Annotated in this window: 16 protein-coding genes; 8 read left to right on the top strand and 8 right to left on the bottom strand. The window is 65.8% G+C overall.

The features are described 5' to 3' along the window. Window positions 1–139: 139 nt before the first annotated feature. Together G6N13_RS08265 and G6N13_RS08270 are read left to right on the top strand one after the other, a co-directional pair. Window positions 140–1,900 carry an N-acyl-D-amino-acid deacylase family protein gene (locus G6N13_RS08265; protein ID WP_163696103.1) on the top strand — a complete coding sequence of 587 codons (1,761 nt, stop codon included), beginning with the start codon at window positions 140–142 and terminating at the stop codon, window positions 1,898–1,900. A 44-nt stretch (window positions 1,901–1,944) separates the two neighbouring features. Further along, complete coding sequence (locus G6N13_RS08270) at window positions 1,945–2,808, top strand: rhomboid family intramembrane serine protease (RefSeq protein WP_163696106.1); 864 nt, start codon at window positions 1,945–1,947, stop codon at window positions 2,806–2,808. Window positions 2,809–2,817: 9 nt separating this feature from the next. Here G6N13_RS08270 and G6N13_RS08275 read toward each other — a convergent pair whose 3' ends face one another. Then, on the bottom strand, window positions 2,818–3,264 hold the full coding sequence (locus G6N13_RS08275; RefSeq protein ID WP_407663913.1) for a hypothetical protein: 447 nt from the start codon (window positions 3,262–3,264) through the stop codon (window positions 2,818–2,820). Between the two features lie 284 nt (window positions 3,265–3,548). Here G6N13_RS08275 and G6N13_RS08280 point away from each other — a divergent pair, with 284 nt between their 5' ends. Together G6N13_RS08280 and G6N13_RS08285 are read left to right on the top strand one after the other, a co-directional pair. Then, the gene (locus G6N13_RS08280) at window positions 3,549–5,450 is read left to right on the top strand and encodes a potassium transporter Kup (protein WP_163696111.1); all 1,902 of its coding nucleotides are present in this window, start codon (window positions 3,549–3,551) and stop codon (window positions 5,448–5,450) included. Window positions 5,451–5,477: 27 nt separating this feature from the next. Continuing rightward, on the top strand, window positions 5,478–6,686 hold the full coding sequence (locus G6N13_RS08285) for an FAD-dependent oxidoreductase (RefSeq protein ID WP_163696112.1): 1,209 nt from the start codon (window positions 5,478–5,480) through the stop codon (window positions 6,684–6,686). A 183-nt stretch (window positions 6,687–6,869) separates the two neighbouring features. Here G6N13_RS08285 and G6N13_RS08290 read toward each other — a convergent pair whose 3' ends face one another. Together G6N13_RS08290 and G6N13_RS08295 are read right to left on the bottom strand one after the other, a co-directional pair. Further along, entirely contained in the window at window positions 6,870–7,766 is an 897-nt protein-coding gene (locus tag G6N13_RS08290) for an LLM class flavin-dependent oxidoreductase (RefSeq protein ID WP_163701877.1), read from the bottom strand. Between the two features lie 35 nt (window positions 7,767–7,801). Continuing rightward, on the bottom strand, window positions 7,802–8,350 hold the full coding sequence (locus G6N13_RS08295) for a TetR/AcrR family transcriptional regulator (RefSeq protein ID WP_163696114.1): 549 nt from the start codon (window positions 8,348–8,350) through the stop codon (window positions 7,802–7,804). Between the two features lie 104 nt (window positions 8,351–8,454). Between G6N13_RS08295 and G6N13_RS08300 the strand changes: the two genes are divergently transcribed. Both G6N13_RS08300 and G6N13_RS08305 read left to right on the top strand, forming a co-directional pair. Then, complete coding sequence (locus G6N13_RS08300) at window positions 8,455–9,696, top strand: cytochrome P450 (RefSeq protein ID WP_163696117.1); 1,242 nt, start codon at window positions 8,455–8,457, stop codon at window positions 9,694–9,696. Window positions 9,697–10,024: 328 nt separating this feature from the next. Next, window positions 10,025–10,726 carry a TetR/AcrR family transcriptional regulator gene (locus tag G6N13_RS08305; RefSeq protein ID WP_163696119.1) on the top strand — a complete coding sequence of 234 codons (702 nt, stop codon included), beginning with the start codon at window positions 10,025–10,027 and terminating at the stop codon, window positions 10,724–10,726. On the opposite strand, the gene G6N13_RS08310 is transcribed toward G6N13_RS08305, so the two are convergent. From G6N13_RS08310 to G6N13_RS08320, 3 genes are all read right to left on the bottom strand, one after another. After that, complete coding sequence (locus G6N13_RS08310; RefSeq protein WP_163696121.1) at window positions 10,698–11,666, bottom strand: enoyl-CoA hydratase/isomerase family protein; 969 nt, start codon at window positions 11,664–11,666, stop codon at window positions 10,698–10,700. The genes G6N13_RS08305 and G6N13_RS08310 overlap by 29 nt on opposite strands. Before the next feature lie 79 nt (window positions 11,667–11,745). Further along, window positions 11,746–12,009 (bottom strand): hypothetical protein, encoded by a 264-nt coding sequence (locus tag G6N13_RS08315; protein WP_163696123.1) that lies wholly within the window; start codon window positions 12,007–12,009, stop codon window positions 11,746–11,748. A gap of 122 nt (window positions 12,010–12,131) precedes the next feature. Then, on the bottom strand, window positions 12,132–13,604 hold the full coding sequence (locus G6N13_RS08320) for an adenylate/guanylate cyclase domain-containing protein (RefSeq protein ID WP_235677969.1): 1,473 nt from the start codon (window positions 13,602–13,604) through the stop codon (window positions 12,132–12,134). A gap of 97 nt (window positions 13,605–13,701) precedes the next feature. On the opposite strand from G6N13_RS08320, the gene G6N13_RS24445 reads away from it, so the two are divergent. Together G6N13_RS24445 and G6N13_RS08330 are read left to right on the top strand one after the other, a co-directional pair. After that, a complete protein-coding gene (locus G6N13_RS24445; protein ID WP_197746828.1) occupies window positions 13,702–13,959 on the top strand; it encodes a hypothetical protein in 258 nt (85 codons plus the stop codon). A 57-nt stretch (window positions 13,960–14,016) separates the two neighbouring features. Further along, window positions 14,017–14,862, top strand: coding sequence for a mycofactocin-coupled SDR family oxidoreductase (locus G6N13_RS08330; protein WP_163696125.1), 846 nt, complete (start codon window positions 14,017–14,019; stop codon window positions 14,860–14,862). A 12-nt stretch (window positions 14,863–14,874) separates the two neighbouring features. On the opposite strand, the gene G6N13_RS08335 is transcribed toward G6N13_RS08330, so the two are convergent. Together G6N13_RS08335 and G6N13_RS08340 are read right to left on the bottom strand one after the other, a co-directional pair. Next, window positions 14,875–16,542, bottom strand: a complete 1,668-nt coding sequence (locus G6N13_RS08335; protein WP_163696127.1) for an acyl-CoA synthetase — start codon at window positions 16,540–16,542, stop codon at window positions 14,875–14,877. A gap of 215 nt (window positions 16,543–16,757) precedes the next feature. Then, a complete protein-coding gene (locus G6N13_RS08340) occupies window positions 16,758–18,320 on the bottom strand; it encodes an MFS transporter (protein ID WP_163696128.1) in 1,563 nt (520 codons plus the stop codon). Between the last annotated feature and the right edge of the window lie 37 nt (window positions 18,321–18,357).

Below are 18,357 nucleotides of genomic sequence, written 5' to 3' on the forward strand. Positions count from 1 at the left end.
TGTGGGGTCCGCTGGCCGCGCTGATGGCAACAGACACGGTTAACCCTCGGACGATGTTGATGACAGTTTTGGAATTGTGTCTACCCCCGCAGGTGGCCGCGATTACCCTGGCTGTCGGCGCACGGTCGAGGAGGCAACGATGTATGACCTGACGATCACTGGTGGGACTGTCGTGGACGGCACGGGCGACAAGCCCTTCCGCGCCGATATCGGCATCAAGAACGGGCGGGTTGTCGACGTCCGGCGCCGCGACGGCGACGACAGCGGTTTGCCAGGGGAGTCGGCCGAGACGATCGATGCCACCGGCAAGATCGTGACGCCCGGCTTCGTCGATATCCACACCCACTACGACGGCCAGATCAGCTGGGACGGGCTGCTCGAGCCGAGCAGCCAGCACGGCGTGACGACCGTCGTCAGCGGTAACTGCGGAGTGGGCTTCGCCCCGGTGCAGCCCGGCCGTGAGCAGTGGCTGATCGAGCTGATGGAGGGTGTCGAGGACATCCCAGGTACGGCGTTGACCGAGGGCATCAAGTGGGGCTGGGAGAGCTTCCCGGAATACCTCGATGTCATCGAAAAACAATCACTCGCAGTCGATTTCGGAACCCAGATCGCCCACGGCGCCGTCCGCGGATACGCGATGGGCGAGCGCGGCGCGCGCAACGAGGCCGCCACCGAGGACGATATCGCCGCCATGGCGCGCATAGTGCAGGAGGCCATCGAAGCCGGGGCACTGGGCTTTTCGACCTCCCGGACGGAAGCCCACCGCGCCATCGACGGCGAGCCGGTGCCCGGCACGTACGCCGCCGAGGACGAACTGTTCGCGCTCGGCCGGGCGATGGCCCGAGGCGGGCAGGCCGTCTTCGAGGTGGCCCCGGCCGGCACCGCCGGCGAAAGCCTCGACGGACCCATGCGCGAGCTGGACTGGATGGTCCGGCTGGCCGCTGAGATCGACCGGCCACTGTCGTTCGCGATGGTGCAGACACAGTCGGCACCGGACCTGTGGCGCAAGCAGCTCGACATCGCCGGCCGAGCCCTCGACGACGGAATCCGCGTGCACCCCCAATTCGCCGCCCGCCCATTCGGCATGCTGTTCGGGTTCGAGGGCTATCACGCGTTCACCCACCGGCCGACATTCCGGAAGTTGAAGGCCGAGCTGAGCCCTGCAGATCTGCGTGCCAGGCTCGCCGATCCGGCCGTCCGGGCCGCGATCTTGGCCGACTCCGACCTGCCACCACAACCGATTCCGTTGTTCGATGCGCTGTACGCCATGATTCAGCACAGCGCCGACAGCATCTACGCGATCGGTGACCCGCCGGACTACGAGCCGACAGCCGACCAGACCGTCGGCGCGATCGCGCGGGCCCGCGGCGAGGACCCGCTGGCCACGATGTATGACCTGATGCTCGAGTCCGGCGGAACGGCGATGCTGATGATGCCGTTCTTCAACTACGTCGAGGGCAACCACGACGCCATCCACGAGATGATGACGCACCGTGCGGCGGTGTCCGGGCTGTCCGACGGCGGCGCGCACTGCGGCCTGATCTGCGATGCGTCGTATCCGACGTTCATGTTGACGCACTGGGCCCGGGACCGTCGGCGCGGTCCGCGCTTCCCGATCGAAACCGTGGTCCGCAAGCAGACCCTCGACACCGCCACCCTGTTCGGGCTGACCGACCGGGGCGTGCTGTCGGTCGGTAAGAAAGCCGACGTCAACGTCATCGACCTCGATGCGCTGACGCTGAGTGTGCCGCTGATGGCTTATGACCTGCCGGCCGGCGGCAACCGGCTGATGCAGGGTGCCAGCGGTTACGACGCCACCGTCGTCAGCGGTGTCGTCACCCGCCGACACGGCGCCGACACCGGAGCCCGGCCGGGCAACGTACTGCGCGGCGTGCGCTGAGCGCGGTGCCGCTTGCGCGGCACAGTATCTTCGGTGGCAGAACTATGAGCATCCCCTACGCACCGCAAACTCCAGCAGGCACACCGACCTGCTACCGCCATCCCGACCGTGTCACGTACGTGTCGTGCGCCCGCTGTCAGCGACCCGTCTGCCCCGAGTGCATGCGCAGTGCCGCGGTCGGACATCAGTGCGTGGACTGCGTATCGGCCGCCACGCGAGACGTGCGCCCGGTGCGCACCGCCGCCGGTGGCATCCGCCGTTCGCAACCGCTGGTCACCTACACGCTGATCGTGATCAACGTGGTGATGCTCGTGCTGCAGATGACCTCCAAGGACCTGGAACGCGCACTCGTACTGTGGGCCCCCGGCGTCGCCGGCGGCGAGTACTACCGGCTGATCACCTCGGCGTTCATGCACTACGGCGTGCTGCATCTGCTGTTCAACATGTGGGCGCTCTACGTCATCGGGCCACCGCTTGAGGCCTGGCTGGGCCGGATGCGATTCGGCGCGCTCTACGGACTCAGCGCGCTGGGCGGATCGGTGCTGGTGTATCTGCTGGCGCCGTTCGGCACCGCTACGGCGGGTGCCTCGGGGGCCATCTTCGGGCTGTTCGGTGCGACGTTGGTGCTGGCCAAACACCTGCGTCTGGAGATGAAGTGGCTGATCGCGATCATCGTGGTCAACCTGATCCTGACGTTCAGCGTGCCGACGATCAGCTGGCAGGGCCATATCGGTGGCTTGGTAACCGGGGCCGGTATTGCTGCTCTATTCCTCTACACCCCGCGCGAACGCCACCGCAATCTGGTGCAAGGCGGGGTGTGCGCGGCCGTGCTGGTGGTGTTCGGGGCGCTGATCTACTGGCGCACAGCCGAGTTGATCGCCCAGTACGGGGCGTTGATCACCGGCTGAACCAGCCGACTAGAGCCGGGTCAGCCAGAACGGGTAGGTGAACGTCCCGCCGGGCGCGCCGTCGCACCCGGCGTCGAATGACGACTGCATCGTGCCGGACAGCGTCTTGGCATCCCAGTTGAAAACGTCGCGGGTGGGGATGACCGGGCCGTAGTAGATATCGCCGCAGCGCAGTCCGTCGGGGTTGTCGACCGTCATCGTGTACTGCCCGTTGTTCAGCGTCGCAATGCCGTACCAGGGATAGGCCTTGGCGATCGGCATCGGGTTGGCCGAGACCCGCACGCACGTCGGGGAGAACACGATCTCTCCGGGGCAGGGGTTGGCCGCCCAGGCCCAGGTATGGAAGTCGCGCCGGTCCGGGATGATGAAGTTGTAGTTGCCTGGCCACAGCTCCGCGGATGCGGGCGGCGCCAATGTCACCGCCGCCGCCGCGAGCGCAACGCCTATCGCCAACATCCGCACGGGCGGGCTCCCTTCGTCCGAGCCTCGGGCCAAAAATCTGAGTTCGACCCATGAAATCTAAGCGGTGTGGTCATCGGAATCGAGTGGAATCTGCAATGTCATAGGTCACCAGGGGGACGTCGAGGGTGCGCGGTCCGTGCACGCCCTCGACGCGGTTGCGGTCCACCGAGAGGCCGGCCACGGCAGCGCACCGTGCGTCGGCACCGGGTTCTGACCGATACCATTCAGTCGAGATCGCCGGGGATCGACGCCGGGCGGCCCGATCAGGGGGATAACCTGTGAGCACGGCGACCAAGGCGCGGACCGGGATCATCGTGGGTGCGCTGGGAGTGGTCTTCGGTGACATCGGTACCAGCCCGATCTACACCGTCCAAACCCTGTTCAACCCGGGCGATCCGCATCCGGTCCCGATCACCAACGCCAACGTCTACGGCGTCGTGTCGCTGATCTTCTGGTCGGTGATGACGATTGTCACCCTCACCTACGTCACGCTCGTCATGCGCGCCGACAACGAGGGGGAGGGCGGTGTCATGGCCCTCATCACCCTGGTGCGCAGGCTGGGCAGCCGGTCCAGCCCACGGGTCATCAGCGCGCTGTCGGCACTCGGAATCCTCGGTGCGGCACTGTTTTTCGGCGACAGCATGATCACCCCGGCCATCTCGGTGCTCTCCGCGGTGGAAGGCCTGAAGCTCGTGGATCCGTCGCTGGCGGACTGGGTGGTACCGATCACCGCCGTCATCATCGTCGGGTTGTTCGCCGTGCAAAAGCGGGGCACCGCCGCGGTGGGCAGGTTCTTCGGTCCGGTGATGATCGTGTGGTTCCTGGTTATCGCTGCATGCGGTGTGCGCGGGATCGCCGCTCACCCGCAGATCATCAAGGCGCTGTCCCCGACGTACGCACTGGAATTTATCTTCGGCCACTTCCACATCGCGTTCTTCGCACTCGCCGCCGTCGTGCTGTCGGTCACCGGTGCCGAAGCGCTCTACGCCGATATGGGCCACTTCGGCCGCAAGGCCATCACCTGGGGCTGGCTGGGGCTGGTGCTGCCCGCGCTGGTGCTCAACTACTTGGGCCAGGGTGCGCTGCTACTGGGCAACAAGAGTGTGGTCAACGCACCGTTCTTCCTGCTGGTGCCCACCGGCTGGGAGTTGCCGATGGCGATCCTGGCCACCGCGGCAACGGTGATCGCCTCGCAGGCGGTGATCACCGGGGCGTATTCGGTGGCCTCGCAGGCGGCCCAGCTCGGGTACTTGCCGCGGCTGCGGATCGCGCACACCTCGGCCTCGTCGATCGGCCAGATCTACGTCCCGTGGATCAACGGCATGCTGATGGTGGCCGTGCTGATTCTGGTGTTCGCGTTCCGCAGCTCGGCGGCGCTGGGCTACGCCTACGGCATGGCGGTCACCGGCACGATCACCATCACCACTTTGCTGTTCCTCTACATCGCGCACACCCGCTGGCGGTGGCCGCTGTGGATGGTGATCGTTGGCGGCGGTGCGCTGCTCACGGTGGATCTGATGTTCCTGGCCGCCAACCTGACCAAGCTCGTGCACGGGGCATGGCTGCCGTTGCTGATCGGGGTGGTCACCTTCACCGTGCTGATCACCTGGCAGCGGGGCAGCATCGTGGTATCGCAGGCCCGGGAAAAGGCCGAAGGACCGCTGCAGCCGTTCATCGACGAGATCAACACCCACAGGCCGCCGTATCCGCGGGTTCCCGGCACGGCGGTGTTCCTCAACCGTGAGGACGAGACGGCACCGCTGTCGATGCGAGCCAACGTCAACTACAACCACGTTGTGCATGAGCGGGTGCTCATCCTCTCGATCGTGGTGCCGCCGGTGCCTCGCGTCTCCGATGAGGACCGCATCAGCGTCGACGATCTCGGCGACCCCGATGACGGGATCTGGTACGTCAAGGCCCAATTCGGCTATATGGAACGGGTGGACGTGCCCAGTGCGTTGCGGATGGTGGACCCGACGCTGATCGGCGGCTCGATCGACTGCACGCGGGCGTCGTATTTCCTATCCAAGATCGAGCCGGTGTCGGGGAACCAGCCGACGATGGCGCCCTGGCGCAAGCGGCTCTTCATCGCCACGTCGTTGCTGGCTGCGGACTCGGTCGGGTATTTCGGGCTGCCGGGGGATCAGACCGTGCTGATCGGATCACGAATCGAGGTGTGAGCACCCGCCGCGAGCTACCGTTGGCCCATGACCGACTCCACCACCGTTGCGATCGTCGGCGGCGGCCCCGCCGGCATGGTGCTCGGGCTGCTGTTGGCCAGGGCGGGTGTCAAAGTCACGGTGTTGGAGAAACACGCCGACTTTCTGCGTGACTTCCGTGGCGACACAGTGCATCCCACGACCTTGCGACTGCTCGATGAGCTGGGTCTGGGCACCCGTTTCTCCGCGCTCCCACAGAGCAAAGTCGACCACGCCGAAATCACCGTCGACGGGCAGTCCCTGACCATGGTGGACTTCCGCCGACTGCGCCAACCGCATCCCTACGTCGCGATGGTGCCGCAGTGGGATCTGCTGAACCTGCTGGCCGAGGCCGGCCAGGCCGAGCCGACCTACACACTGCGGATGTGCCACGAGGTGACCGGGCTGTTGCGCAGCGGCGGGCGGACGACCGGAGTCACCTACACCTCGCCAGACGGGGAAGGCGAGCTGCGCGCCGATCTGACGGTGGCCTGCGACGGCCGTTGGTCGATCGTGCGGCGCAGCGCAGGCCTGACCGCGCGAGAATTTCCAGTTCCCTTCGACGTGTGGTGGTTTCGCCTTCCCCGACAGGCGGGCGGGCAGTACACCCTGATTCCACGGATCGCGCCGGGGCGGCTGTTGATCATGATTCCGCGCGAGGGCTATTTCCAGATCGCCTACCTGATCCCGAAAGGCGTTGACGGTCAGCTTCGGGCGCGCGGCCTGGAGGCCCTCAAAGCCGAACTCGCCGAACTGATTCCGGAGGCCGACATCGACAGCCTGACCTCGCTGGACGACGTGAAGTTTCTCGACGTCAAGCTGAACCGGCTCAAACGCTGGCACACCGACGGGCTGCTGTGTATCGGCGACGCGGCGCACGCCATGTCGCCGGTCGGCGGGGTGGGGATCAACGTGGCGGTTCAGGACGCGGTGGGTGCCGCGAGGCTGCTGGCCGACCCGCTGCGCCGCCGGGCCGTCACCGATCGTGAGTTGGCGGCGGTGCGCCGACGGCGGCTGCCGCCGGCCGCGATCACGCAGGCTGTGCAGCGGGTGCTGCACAGCCGATTGGTGGAGCCGATCCTGCGGGGAGAGAACGGCAACCCGCCGGCAGCGGCGACGGCGTTGATCCGGCGGCTGCCCTGGCTTTCGGTGGTCCCGGCCTACCTCGTCGGAGTGGGCGTGCGGCCCGAGCGCGCACCTGATTTCGCCCGGCGGTAGGCGAACGTCTCTATCGAGCGCGCGGTTTCATCCGCGAACCGCCGGCGGCGCCGAGACCGCTGGCGGCACCGCTGACCACGACACGGCGTCCGTGCAGGGGCGGGCTCATAACGGTCACGCTAGGTCCGCGGCGTAGTGGTGTAAACCGTCGAATGTTCGAAAAACTCTGTGCGCGAGCCAAGCTCAAAGCTCGAAGAGCACCTCGCCGGCCAGCAGCTCAAGAGTGGCATCCGATGCCCGGTCGTGGGTGAACAGCACGACCTGGCCGAATCCCATCTCGCGCAGCTGGCCGAGCCGGTCGACGATAGCGGCCGGTGTACCGATGAGCCCACCGTCGTGCAGCCCGAATCCTGGCCCACCGAACCGCTTTTCGGCGATCCGGATGACTTCCGGCAAGGCGGCGTCGTCCGCGGCGATAGCCAGCACGGCCTCCACCGACATCACGATGGTCGCCGGATCGCGCCCGATGTCCTCGCACAGCGCGCGCAGCACAGCCAGCTTGTGTTCCATCTCGCCCAGTGCGTAGGTAGGCACATTCCAGACGTCGGCATAGCGGGCCACCAAAGGCAGGGTGTACTTCTCGCCCGAACCGCCGACCACGATGGGTGGGCGGGGGGTTTGGACCGGTCCGGGTTTGATCGGCATATCGCGAACCGTGTAATGCGTTCCGGCGAAGTCGATCCGCTGTTCGGCGAACGCCTGGGCCAAGATCCCTAGCGTCTCTTTCAGCCGCTCGGAACGCTGCGCGAACGATCCCCAGTCCAGGCCGAGCCGCTGGTGTTCATCTTCGATGGAGCCGCTGCCGATACCCAGTTGCAGCCGGCCACCGGAAATCTGATCGAGGGTGGTGGCCATCTTCGCCAGCACGGCCGGGTGACGGAATTGGTTGCACAGCACCATATGTCCGACGCGTAGCCGCTCGGTCTGGCTCAGCAGCGCGGTGGCCAGCGTCCAGGCTTCCAGCGAGTCGATACCGGGGACACCCGGGCCGTACATGTGGTCGTAGAGCCAGAACGAGCCGATGCCGAGCTCCTCGCAGCGGTGCGCGCGGTGCAGCACCTCGGCGAAGGTGAAACCCATCTGCGGGACGTAGATCCCGATGTCCAGCCGGTCGCTCACTGCTTGATGCCGACGGCGTGGCGCAGCTGCGCCAGGAATTGGTCGGCATCGTCACTGCGGACGACGTAGTGCGACACCGCGATACGAATTGCGGTGGCTGCCTTGAGTCCGGCGTTGGGCCCGCTCAGCAGCCGCTCCAGCCGCGACCGCATAAGCGGCAGGATCCGGGACAGCTGGGCGACGACCACCTCGGGCTCGACGTCGATGAGCCGCACCCCGGAGTACGTCTGCTGGTAGGCGACGATGAACTGCAGCGCCGCATCCAGCTTGTCGGTGCCACGGAGCCCGGCCGTGGCGCGGCTGATCCCGGTGTCGAACATTTCCCGCTCGTAGACGCCGAACGCGTCGAGCAACTCGGTTTTGGAGGCGAACCACCGGTACAGCGTGGGCCGGGAGACACCCGCCTGCAGGGCGACCTCGGACAGGCTGAGCTTGGTCTGACCGCTGCGGCCCAGCACCTCGGCGGTGGCGTTAAGGATGCGCCGCCGCGAGGAGGACTCGTCCTCGTCGGGTGTCTCGGTACTTCCTGCCGGCGCCTGGCTCACGGGTACAGGATTACAGGTCGAGGGCTAGGTGTCACGCTTGTTCACACATCCGAGACTGAAAACACTGTCTTTACAAATACTGAGCAAAATGTCACGCTGGGTACGTGTCGGGTGACCAACGTGACTACAGCCGTCACGACATCACCTCGCGGCGATTCTGGGACCAGCCCTTCGACGTCCGCGAACAGACCTTCGCGACGCTGCGAGCAACCTCCGGGCTCACCTGGCATGAGCCGTTTCCCTCAATGTTCCCGATGGAGGAGCCGGGCTACTGGGCGCTGACTCGTCGGGCCGACATCGTCCACGCCAGCCTGTATCCGGAGCTGTTCAGCTCGGCGCAGGGCATCGCGCTGGACCCGATGCCCACCGACGTCCAGCGAATCGCGACGTTCTTCCTGATGATGGATCCGCCGCAGCACACCAGATACCGCCGGCTAATCAGCTCAGCGTTCACGCCGCGCCATGTCGCCCGGATCGACGAGCAGGTTCGCAACAACGCCGCCACCGTGGTCGACGAATTGATCGGCGCCGGCGAGGTGGACTTCGTCGCCGCGTGTTCGGCGCGGCTACCGATGATGACGATCTCGGAGATGCTGGGCGTGCCGAACTCCGACCGGGAGGCGGTGGCCAAGGCTGCCGAAAAGCTGTTCAGCATGAGCGACGACGAGTACTCGACAATCGAAGAGCGGGCCGAGGCGACGGTCAACGAAATGTTCCTGCTTGCGGGCACCGGTATCGAACTCGCCACGTTCCGTCGCCGCCACCCCGGCGATGACTTGATGACCAGCATCGTCAATGCCGAGATCGACGGACATCGGCTCACCGATGAGGAGATCGGCGCATTCCTGGTGCTACTGGCCTCGGCCGGCAATGACACCACCAAGCAAACGACATCGCACGCCATGCTGGCGCTGGCGGCCAACCCGGACCAGCGCACGTGGCTCATCGCGGACTTCGACGCCAGGATCGGCCCGGCGGTCGAGGAGTTCATTCGTTGGGCCACACCGGTGTTGCAGTTCGCCCGGTTCGTGACCGAGGACACCGAATTGGCCGGCCAGCAGCTCAGGGCCGGCGATAAGGTCGGGCTGTTCTACTGTTCGGCGAACCGCGACGAAGCTGCGTTCGACGAGCCGCAGGCGTTCAACCTGGGCCGCTCAGCCAACCCGCACCTAGGCTTCGGGGGCGGCGGCCCGCATTTCTGCCTCGGCAATCAGCTCGCGCGCACCGAACTGCGGAACCTGTTCCGAGAGATGCTGTTCCGGGTCGACGTCGAACTGGGGGAGCCGGACTATCTCCTCAGTAGTTTCGTCCACGGCATCAAGCGCCTCCCGGCGTTCGTCCGATGAGTGTGGGGCAGGGCATGCGTGTCGAAGCGGATCGCGCCAAGTGCACCGGGCACGGGACCGGATGCGGAGGGCCGTTACCCAATGCCCCTACGCCGCAATGATTGTGGTCGACGTCTCACCCCTCGCCAGGGTGGGCGCGTCAGGGGAGGGCCGCATTGCAGGAATGGCTGCGGGGCGTCGGCGACTACCGGATCCTTGGTGAGGAGGCCCACCGGCCGCCGTCCAGTTTCCGATGGGCTGGAACAACATTCCGGTACAGGTGTGGCCCGGCGTGGCCGGCAACCTAAATTTCTTGATTTACTTTCACCGGTGGTGTCCACTATGAACGGTGAGCCCAGCCAAAGACCTGCGTGCTGATCGGTCGGCAGTCACACGTGATGCATTGCTGGCCGCTGCCGAGCGGCTCTTCGCAGAGCATGGCTTGTCCGGGGTGTCGAACCGGCAGATCAGCGACGCGGCCGGGCATGGCAACAATGCGGCGGCCTGTTACCACTTCGGTTCGCGGGCCGATCTGCTGCGTGCGATCGAAGCCAGGCACCAGGTGGCCATTGAAGCGATCCGACAGCGCAAGCTGGGCGCCATTGCGTCGCATCCACAGTTGCGGGATTGGATCGAAGTCCTGGTCTATCCGTTGACCGAGCATCTCGAGGCACTCGGAACAACCACGTACTACGCGCGTTTCGCGGCCCAGGTGATGGCCGACCCGGTCTGTCGGGATCTGGTCGGGTCTGACGCGATGACGTCCGAGCTCATGCTGAAGACGGTCCGGGGGATCAACCGGAGCCTGCCCGAACAGCCCAAGCGAGTACGGGCTGCGCGATGGATGATGGCGCGAAATCTGTTGATGCACACCTGCGCCGAGATCGAGGGCGAGCGTGCCAACCGCCGGCCGTCAGCTGGTTCGAGCTGGTCGGTGGTCGCCGAGGAACTGATCACCGCGCTGGCGGGACTGTGGGAGGCACCGCTGGCACGTGTCGACGGCGCACCACGTGATAGTGCGGTCAGGGCTTCTTCCGTCCGGAGTGGCTGAGCCGCCACTCGGGTGGGAAATTGAGGTCGTTGTCCTTGACGACGTTGTTGAGGCCCTTCTCGAAGGTGCCCTCGGTCAGGTCGGGATAGTTGTCACGGTCGTTGGTCATCATCGGCAGCATGCCTTCGACCACGCCCGTCAGCAGGCTGCCGAAGTATTCGCCCTTGTGCTGCTTGTAGAGCTCGAGGAACGTCTTCTGCACCACCACGGTGTCGGTCGGCCGCGACTTCGAACACGCCATCGCGTACTTGAGGGTCTCGGCCTCCAGCTGTTCGCGCGGGACGACACTGTTGATGAATCCGCATTCGTACATTTCCTCGGCGGTGAATGGCCTTCCGGTGAAGAGCATCTCGGAGAACTTGCGTAAGCCCATCGTCTCTGCCCACCACCACAGCCGGGGGCCCCAACCGACGTATCGGAAGGCCGGGTGACCGAACAGCGCATCGTCGGACGACACCACCAGGTCGGCGTCGCCGGCCTGGTAGAAGTGCCAGCCGTAGCAGTATCCCTTGGCCTCGACGATCGTGACCTTTTTGCACTCCTGGAGCGGGCGGTTGCCGGCCCTGGCTTTGGCGTAGTGATCGGTGAGTGTGTAGAGATAGCGGTAGGAATCGCCGGGCGGGTACTTCACGCTGTCATCGTTGATCGAAAACTCATGTAGCAGAGGAGTTCCCGGGTTCTCCAACATCTCGCGCTGTTCGGGCAGGTCGCCACCGCTGCCGAAATCGTTGCCTTCGCCGCGGATCACCACGACCTTGACGTCGTCGTCGACGTTGCACTTGTGGATCAGGTCGGCGAAGTTCTGCCGCATCCCCATGGTGGTCGAGTTCAGCTCGTCGGGCCGGTCGAACGTGATGTAGGCGATCCGATTGGCGACGTCCTTCTCGAACTTGATGAACCGCTCGGCTTCCTTTTTCATCTCCTCGTAGTCGTGCTTCATCGTGGCCGCGCTCCCGTCGTCGAGGTGGTGATGTTGACTGCAACATAACGAGGTTGGGCCATCTACGAGAGTAAATCAATCAATTTATTTGATTGCTTGCCGTGCAGGGAAACGAGGCGTGCCCTGGCAGCATGGTCTCGCTGACCTCGCGATTGCGCCATGGGCCAGCCTGCTGCGTGCCGAGATCCTCGAAGACTGCGACGGAGTCGGCGGCCGCGATGCGACGCGCGGCCGTGACCACCGGGTTGGGTGTGCCCGGTTCGCCGGCTTCCACGGCGACGGCCGGAATCGGGAAGCCGGCACGGTAGTCGGTCTCGAGCAGGTTCTTGCGGTAGAACCGCACCAGCCCGTCGTGGGCCTTAATGCCACTGCCCGCCCTGGGACGTGTTCGTCTTGTCGGCGATGACGCGTACCTCCTGTCCGTCCACCATTGCCCCGATTACCGCAGACGCACAAGGGAGAAATTCAGCTTGTGGGCACTGATATCCGGGTCGGTTCGTTCCGGCCGCGCAGCACCTCCGAGGCGCATTCGGTCCAGTGCGCGCGTTCACCGGCGTCGGCCTTCAGCAAGGCGACGTCCGAGCACAGCGCGCGGGCGTCGAAGTCTTTGGCCCGATCCGCCAGTCGCGCAGCCTCATTCACTGCGTCTCCGATCACCGTGTACTCGTAGCGGTGCTCGGCGCCGATGTTCCCGGCGAACACCGGACCCGCGGACACACCGATGCCGAAGTCCACTACGGGAAGCCGCTGCAGCGCGGCGGTCAAAGCACGCGCGGTCGCCAGCGCGTCGGCGGCGGGCTGCGCACTCGCCAGCGGCGCACCGAAGACCGCCAGCACCGCGTCACCCTGAAACTTGTTGATCAGCCCGTGTCGTTCGTCGACTGCGGCCACGACGATGTGAAAGAAGTGGTTGAGCACCTCGGCGACTTCGGCCGGGGACCGGCGCTGGGCTAGCTGGGTGGAGCCTACGAGATCGACGAACAGCACAGCCGCGTCGCGTACCTCGCCGGTCAGCGTGTCCGCGTCGCGCACCGCGCGCAGCGCCACATCGGTGCCGACGTGGCGGCCGAACAGATCGTGCAGCCGATCGCGTTCCGCCAGTCCGGCAACCATCCGGTTGAAACCGCTTTGCAGCCGGCCGATCTCGGAGCGCTCGTAAACGCCGACCCGGGTGGTCATCTGGCCCCGCTCGACCTCGGCCATGGCAGCCACGACATCGTGGATCGGATCGGAGATGGACAGCGCGACGATCGCCATGCCGCGCAGTCCGACGAATACCGAGATCACCGCGAGCACGATCACTGGGATTTCGAGCGGGGCGGTCTTCAGGATGATCCACCCGTTGGATCGCATGATCACCACGACCGCGATGCCGACAATCGGCAGCGCACTACTCATCAGCCACATCAGCAGTAATCGCGACAGCACGCCCGGTGCGGTGTCGGGACCGTCGAGACTGGTTGCCGCGGCGATGATGGGACGCATCGGTCGCTGGATGAACAACAGCGCCGCACCGTTCGACGTGGTGACACCGAGTAATACCGTCATCCCGATCAGCCAGGCGACATCTTGGCCACCATCACGGTTGATGATGAACAGGATCGTGGCGCTGACCGCCCAGATGGCGGCCAGCAGTGCGGACTGGCTGCGCAGGAACCGCTCGACGAACAGTCGATCCTTAGCGTCCGGCGGCCTGCCGGTGGTGAACCAGCGCAGTTTGTGGTCGACGATGACGACGGCGTAGGCGATCGAGCCGGCGAAGCCGCAGACCGACAGGACGATGGCGGCGATGAGGGTGTCAGTCTCGAACACGGTGTCGACAGCCGGAACCAGGTGGTGTTGCAGCGGCATGATCAGCGCGGTCAACTCGACGGCCGCCACGATTTGGGCCAAGACGAGCGCGGCGGCGTAGCGGAACTTCAGCATGCGCGCCGTCATAGGACCAAACGCTACTGGGATGACTATGCGGAATCACGCTCTCCAAGAATGAGAGTATTACTTCCGCCAGCGGGTCCGGCTGGGTAACATCCGCGCGGTGAAGTTCGGGATTCCGCTGGGCGGCGTTCACCCCGGGCGGTGGCGTGATCTGACCGTGCGGGCCGAGGAGCTCGGATACGAATCGGTCTGGATACCGATGAACCACACCCTGGACCAGATCCCCGGGTCGGTGGCGAAGCTGTCGGCTCTGTGGGTCGAGCACGGACGGACCGGCAAGCCCGAGGTCATCACGTCGGCACCGGCCGACTCCCCGAGGACATCCAGCGGGCGGCCGACGCCGGCATCGACCGGATGATCGTCATGCCGTGGCGACGCACCCGGGAGGCGCTCGACGGGATCGCGCGGTTCGCCGATGACATCCTATGGTGGGCCCGTGACCAATGAGCGGCCCCTGGAGGGCAAAGTTGCGTACGTGACCGGTGGGGCCAGGGGTCAGGGCCGCGCACACTGTGTTCGGCTGGCTCGCGCCGGCGCCAGTATCGTCACCATCGACGCCTGCGGGCCGGTGGGCAAGCACATCGGCTATGAACCGGCAACGCCGGAGGATCTCGCCGACACCGTCCGCCTGGTCGAGGACGAGGGCGTCAAGATCAGCGCCGAGCGGGTCGATGTCCGCGACCACGAGGGACAGAAGCGGGTAATCGCCAGCGCCATTGAACAATTCGGCCGCCTCGACGTCGTCGTCGCCAACGCCGGGGTGATGAGCTGGGGTCGTGCCTGGGAGATCCCCACCGACATGTGGCAGGAGATCATCGACGTCAACCTGACCGGGTTCTTCAACACCGTGCAAGCGTGCGTCCCGGCGATGATCGAGGCCGGCAACGGCGGGTCGATCATCGCGATCAGCTCCTCGGCCGGGATCAAAGCGGTTCCGGGTGCCGGTCACTACTGCGCCAGCAAGTTCGGCGTTGTGGGACTGGCGAATTCACTGGCGCTGGAGCTGGGTGAGTTCGGCATCCGGGTCAATTCGGTGCACACCTACGGGGTGGACACCAAGCTGGGCAACGACCTGTCGATGTACTCAATGTTCGAGAAGCACCCGCATTACGTCTACAGCTTCTCTCCGGGTGCGCTGCCAACCGAGTCGCTCATCGCGCCGAATCAGGTTAGCGAAGTGGTGCTGTTTCTGGCCAGCGATGCCTCGGCGTTGTTGACCGCCGCCCAGATCCCCGCCGACAAGGGCTACATGAAGGTGTAGCCTGTCGCCGAATCAGCCCTGTGCCCCAAGGCTTTCGACGGCCAGCTCCTTGGCCCAGCGGTAGTCGGCCTTCCCCGCGGGTGAGCGGAGCACCTTCTCGGTGCGGATGAAGGCCTTCGGCAGCTTGTACTGCGCGATGTGCGCGCGACACGCCTGAGCCAGCTCGTCGTCGGTGGCGCTCTGCCCCTCGGCTAACTGCACGATGGCCACCACCTCGCTGCCCCACCGTTGCGACGGGCGCCCGGCCACGACGACGTCGTACACCGCCGGATGGCTGGCCACCGCGCGCTCGACCTCTTCGGCGAAGATCTTCTCTCCGCCGGAGTTGATCGTCACCGAATCGCGGCCCAGCAGCTCGATGTGACCATCCTCCAGGAACCGGGCCCGATCCCCTGGAACCGACCAGCGGACGCCGTTGATGGTGGGGAAGGTGCGCGCCGACTTCTCGGCGTCGCCCAGGTAGCCCAGCGGCACGTAGGCCCGCCGGGCCAGCCAGCCCTCGCCGTCGCCGGCCTTCAACACGGTGCTGAAATCCGCTGAGATGATGGCGGTGTCGTGCTGGGGAGTGAAGGTGGCTGCCTTCTGCTCGACACCCTTGGCCGCCATCGTCGTCATCTGCATGCCGGTCTCGGAGGCGCCGACGGCGTCGAGCACCATCAGGTTGGGCAGCGCGGCCAGCAGTCGCTCCCGCACCGTCGGCGACAGTGGCGCTCCGCCGTTGGTGATCGTCAGCAGGCCGGACAGGTCGTATTTTCCGGTCTCGATCTCATCGAGCAGCGGCCGGGCGATCGCGTCGCCGACCACCGGAATGCTCAGTACCCGTTCACGTTCGGCCAGCCGCATCACGGCCGGGGCGTTCATCCGGTCGACATCGTCGGGCAGCACCATCCAGCCGCCGGTGCTGAACATGTTGAAGGCGGCCCACTGTGCGGCGCCGTGCATCAGCGGCGGGATCATCAGGATCGAGCGGAAGCCGGCGTTGGTGCGGGCCTGCTCGGCGAGCTCTTCGTAGGACGCCAGCGACGTGTCGGAGCCGAAGGGCCGCCCGCCCATCGCCGACATGAAGATGTCGTGCTGACGCCACAGCACGCCCTTGGGCATGCCGGTGGTGCCGCCGGTGTAGAGGACGTAGAGGTCGTCGCCGCTGGGAGTGGGCATGCCGCCGACCGGTGCGGGAGTGGTGACGATCGATTCGTAATCGACCGCGCCCGGCAGCAATTCGTTGCCGCTGGCGTCGGCGACCTGAATAAGCACCCGCAGTTCGGGCAGCCGATCGCGAATGGAGGCCACGTACGGGGCGAACTCGGCACCGTAGACCAGGGCCTTCGCTGTGGAGTCGGTGAGCAGATAGAGGAGTTCTTCCTCGACGTAGCGGTAGTTGACGTTGAACGGCGCGACGCGAGCCCGGTAGCCGGCGGCCATGGCTTCCAGGTACTGGTTGCCGTTGCGCAGGTAGAGCCCGATGTGGTCCTGGCCGGACTCATGCGGAGCCAGCTGATCGCGCTCGATGTGGCAGCCGAGCCCCTGGGTGACGAAGTAGTGCGCGACGCCGTCGATACGCGCGTCCAGCTGCGCGTACGTCCAGCGCTGATCGCGCCAGATCAACGCCTCGCGATCCGGCAGGGTCTGCGCGACGGTCCGGAACACCGACGAAAGGTCGAAGCTGACACCGCTGCTCATTGGCGCTCCTCTGCATGCTCAGACTCCAGAACGCGAATGAGTCTGCCATGGGCGCAGGTGTCGACTCGGCGCGAATCTTCACCTAGCGGGACCGCGGTCGCGGTGCGGCAATCGGTGCGCAAGCCAGCCCCGATCCGTCCGCTCCAGCTCGGCCAATCCGCGCAAGAGTGCGCTCTCCCTGTGGTGGGTGATCACTCCGCGAATCTATGCCGGCCTCAGCTGTCTGCGCGCCGGACGAACAGTGCCAGCACCGCGCCGACAGCCGCGGCCGCCGCCCCGACCCACATCGACAGCTGCAGGCCGGCCATGAACGCCTCGTGGCTGCCACTGGCGATCGCGGCGGTCAGCTGCGGCGGGGTGCCAGGGATTGATGGTGCCAACCCCTTGGACACCAATTCCTTTGCCGGAGCCAATTTTTCGGCGATCGGCGCGGGCGTGCCCGCGGTGGTGAGCTTGTCGGTGAGGACCGAGCCAACCTTGCTGGACAGTACCGAACCCAGGATCGTGGTGCCCAGTACGGCACCCAATTGCACCGAGGTGCTCTGGATCCCGCCGGCCACCCCGGCGTCGTCGAGGGGGGCGTTGCCGACGATGGCATCCGAGCTCGCGGTCAGCACCAGGCCGACGCCGGTCCCCAACAGTGCGAAGGCCGGCCAGATCGCGCTGTACCCGGAATCAGCCTGCAGTTGACTGAGCAGGGCAAGGCCGCCGGTGACACCGAGCAGACCGGTCACCATCGCCGGTCGCGGACCGAACCGCTCGGTGATGACGCCGGACAACGGGGCCATCACCATCATCGCCGCGGACAGCGGCAGCGTGCGGACCCCGGTCTCGACCGGGCTCCAGCCCTGCAGGTTCTGCAGGTACAGGGTCATGAAGAACAGTGCACCGAACAGGGCGAAGAAGTTGATCGTGACCACCGCGGCGCCGATCGACAGCGATGGATTGGCGAACAGCCGCAGCGGCAGCATCGGGTCTTTGGTGTGCCGCTCGACGACCACGAAGGCGCCCATCAGGACGGCTCCACCAACGAGGAAGGCCACGGTCTGCGGGTTGAACCAGCCCCACTCTGGAGCCTTGATGAGTCCGTACACCAGCAGGAACAGGCTGGCCGACAGGGTGAGGATCCCGGCGATGTCCAGCCGGGACGGCTCGTCGCTGCGGCTCTCGACGATCGCCGCGGCGCCGATGATCACGGCGACCACCGCGATCGGCACGTTGATGTAGAACACCGATTGCCAGTTGAAATGCTCGACGAGGACGCCACCGAGCACCGGCCCGGCGGCCACCGACACACCGGTCGCGGCGCCCCAGATACCGATGGCGGTGTTGAGCTTCTCCTGCGGGAAGGCTTGTCGGATAATCGCCAGCGTGCTCGGCATCAACAGCGCGCCGAACACACCCTGCAGCGCGCGCATGGTGATCACCCCGGCGACCGATCCGATGAGTCCGATCCCGACGGAGGTCACCGCGAACCCGACAACGCCGATCAGGAACACGGCGCGCCGGCCGAACATGTCGCCGAGTTTGCCACCAAAAATCAACAGCGACGCCAGACTGAGCAGGTAGGCGTCGGTGATCCACTGCAGGTCCGATAGCGACGCGTTGAGGTCGGTGGCGATGCGCGGATTGGCGATGGCGACCACGGATGCGTCTAGTCCGACCATGATGACGCCGACCGAGACGGCTGCGAGAATCCACCACGGATTCCCACGAAGGCCCGGCGTCGGCTGCGCGTGACGCGCGTGCGCGGTGCGCTGAACTGTGGTGATTGCCACGGTTCGACTCCTTTCGATAAGTGGAGGTTTTCCACCA

The organism is Mycolicibacterium sarraceniae (assembly GCF_010731875.1).
GTDB classification, from domain to species: domain Bacteria; phylum Actinomycetota; class Actinomycetes; order Mycobacteriales; family Mycobacteriaceae; genus Mycobacterium; species Mycobacterium sarraceniae.

Coding starts and splice junctions, on each gene's coding strand:
- G6N13_RS08270 (WP_163696106.1), top strand. CDS start 1,945: ATGAGCATCCCCTACGCACCGCAAACTCCAGCAGGCACACCGACCTGC.
- G6N13_RS08320 (WP_235677969.1), bottom strand. CDS start 13,604: ATGACGGCGCGCATGCTGAAGTTCCGCTACGCCGCCGCGCTCGTCTTG.
- G6N13_RS08265 (WP_163696103.1), top strand. CDS start 140: ATGTATGACCTGACGATCACTGGTGGGACTGTCGTGGACGGCACGGGC.
- G6N13_RS08290 (WP_163701877.1), bottom strand. CDS start 7,766: ATGGGTTTCACCTTCGCCGAGGTGCTGCACCGCGCGCACCGCTGCGAG.
- G6N13_RS08310 (WP_163696121.1), bottom strand. CDS start 11,666: ATGAAGCACGACTACGAGGAGATGAAAAAGGAAGCCGAGCGGTTCATC.
- G6N13_RS08285 (WP_163696112.1), top strand. CDS start 5,478: ATGACCGACTCCACCACCGTTGCGATCGTCGGCGGCGGCCCCGCCGGC.
- G6N13_RS08275 (WP_407663913.1), bottom strand. CDS start 3,264: ATGTTGGCGATAGGCGTTGCGCTCGCGGCGGCGGCGGTGACATTGGCG.
- G6N13_RS08335 (WP_163696127.1), bottom strand. CDS start 16,542: ATGAGCAGCGGTGTCAGCTTCGACCTTTCGTCGGTGTTCCGGACCGTC.
- G6N13_RS08330 (WP_163696125.1), top strand. CDS start 14,017: ATGACATCCTATGGTGGGCCCGTGACCAATGAGCGGCCCCTGGAGGGC.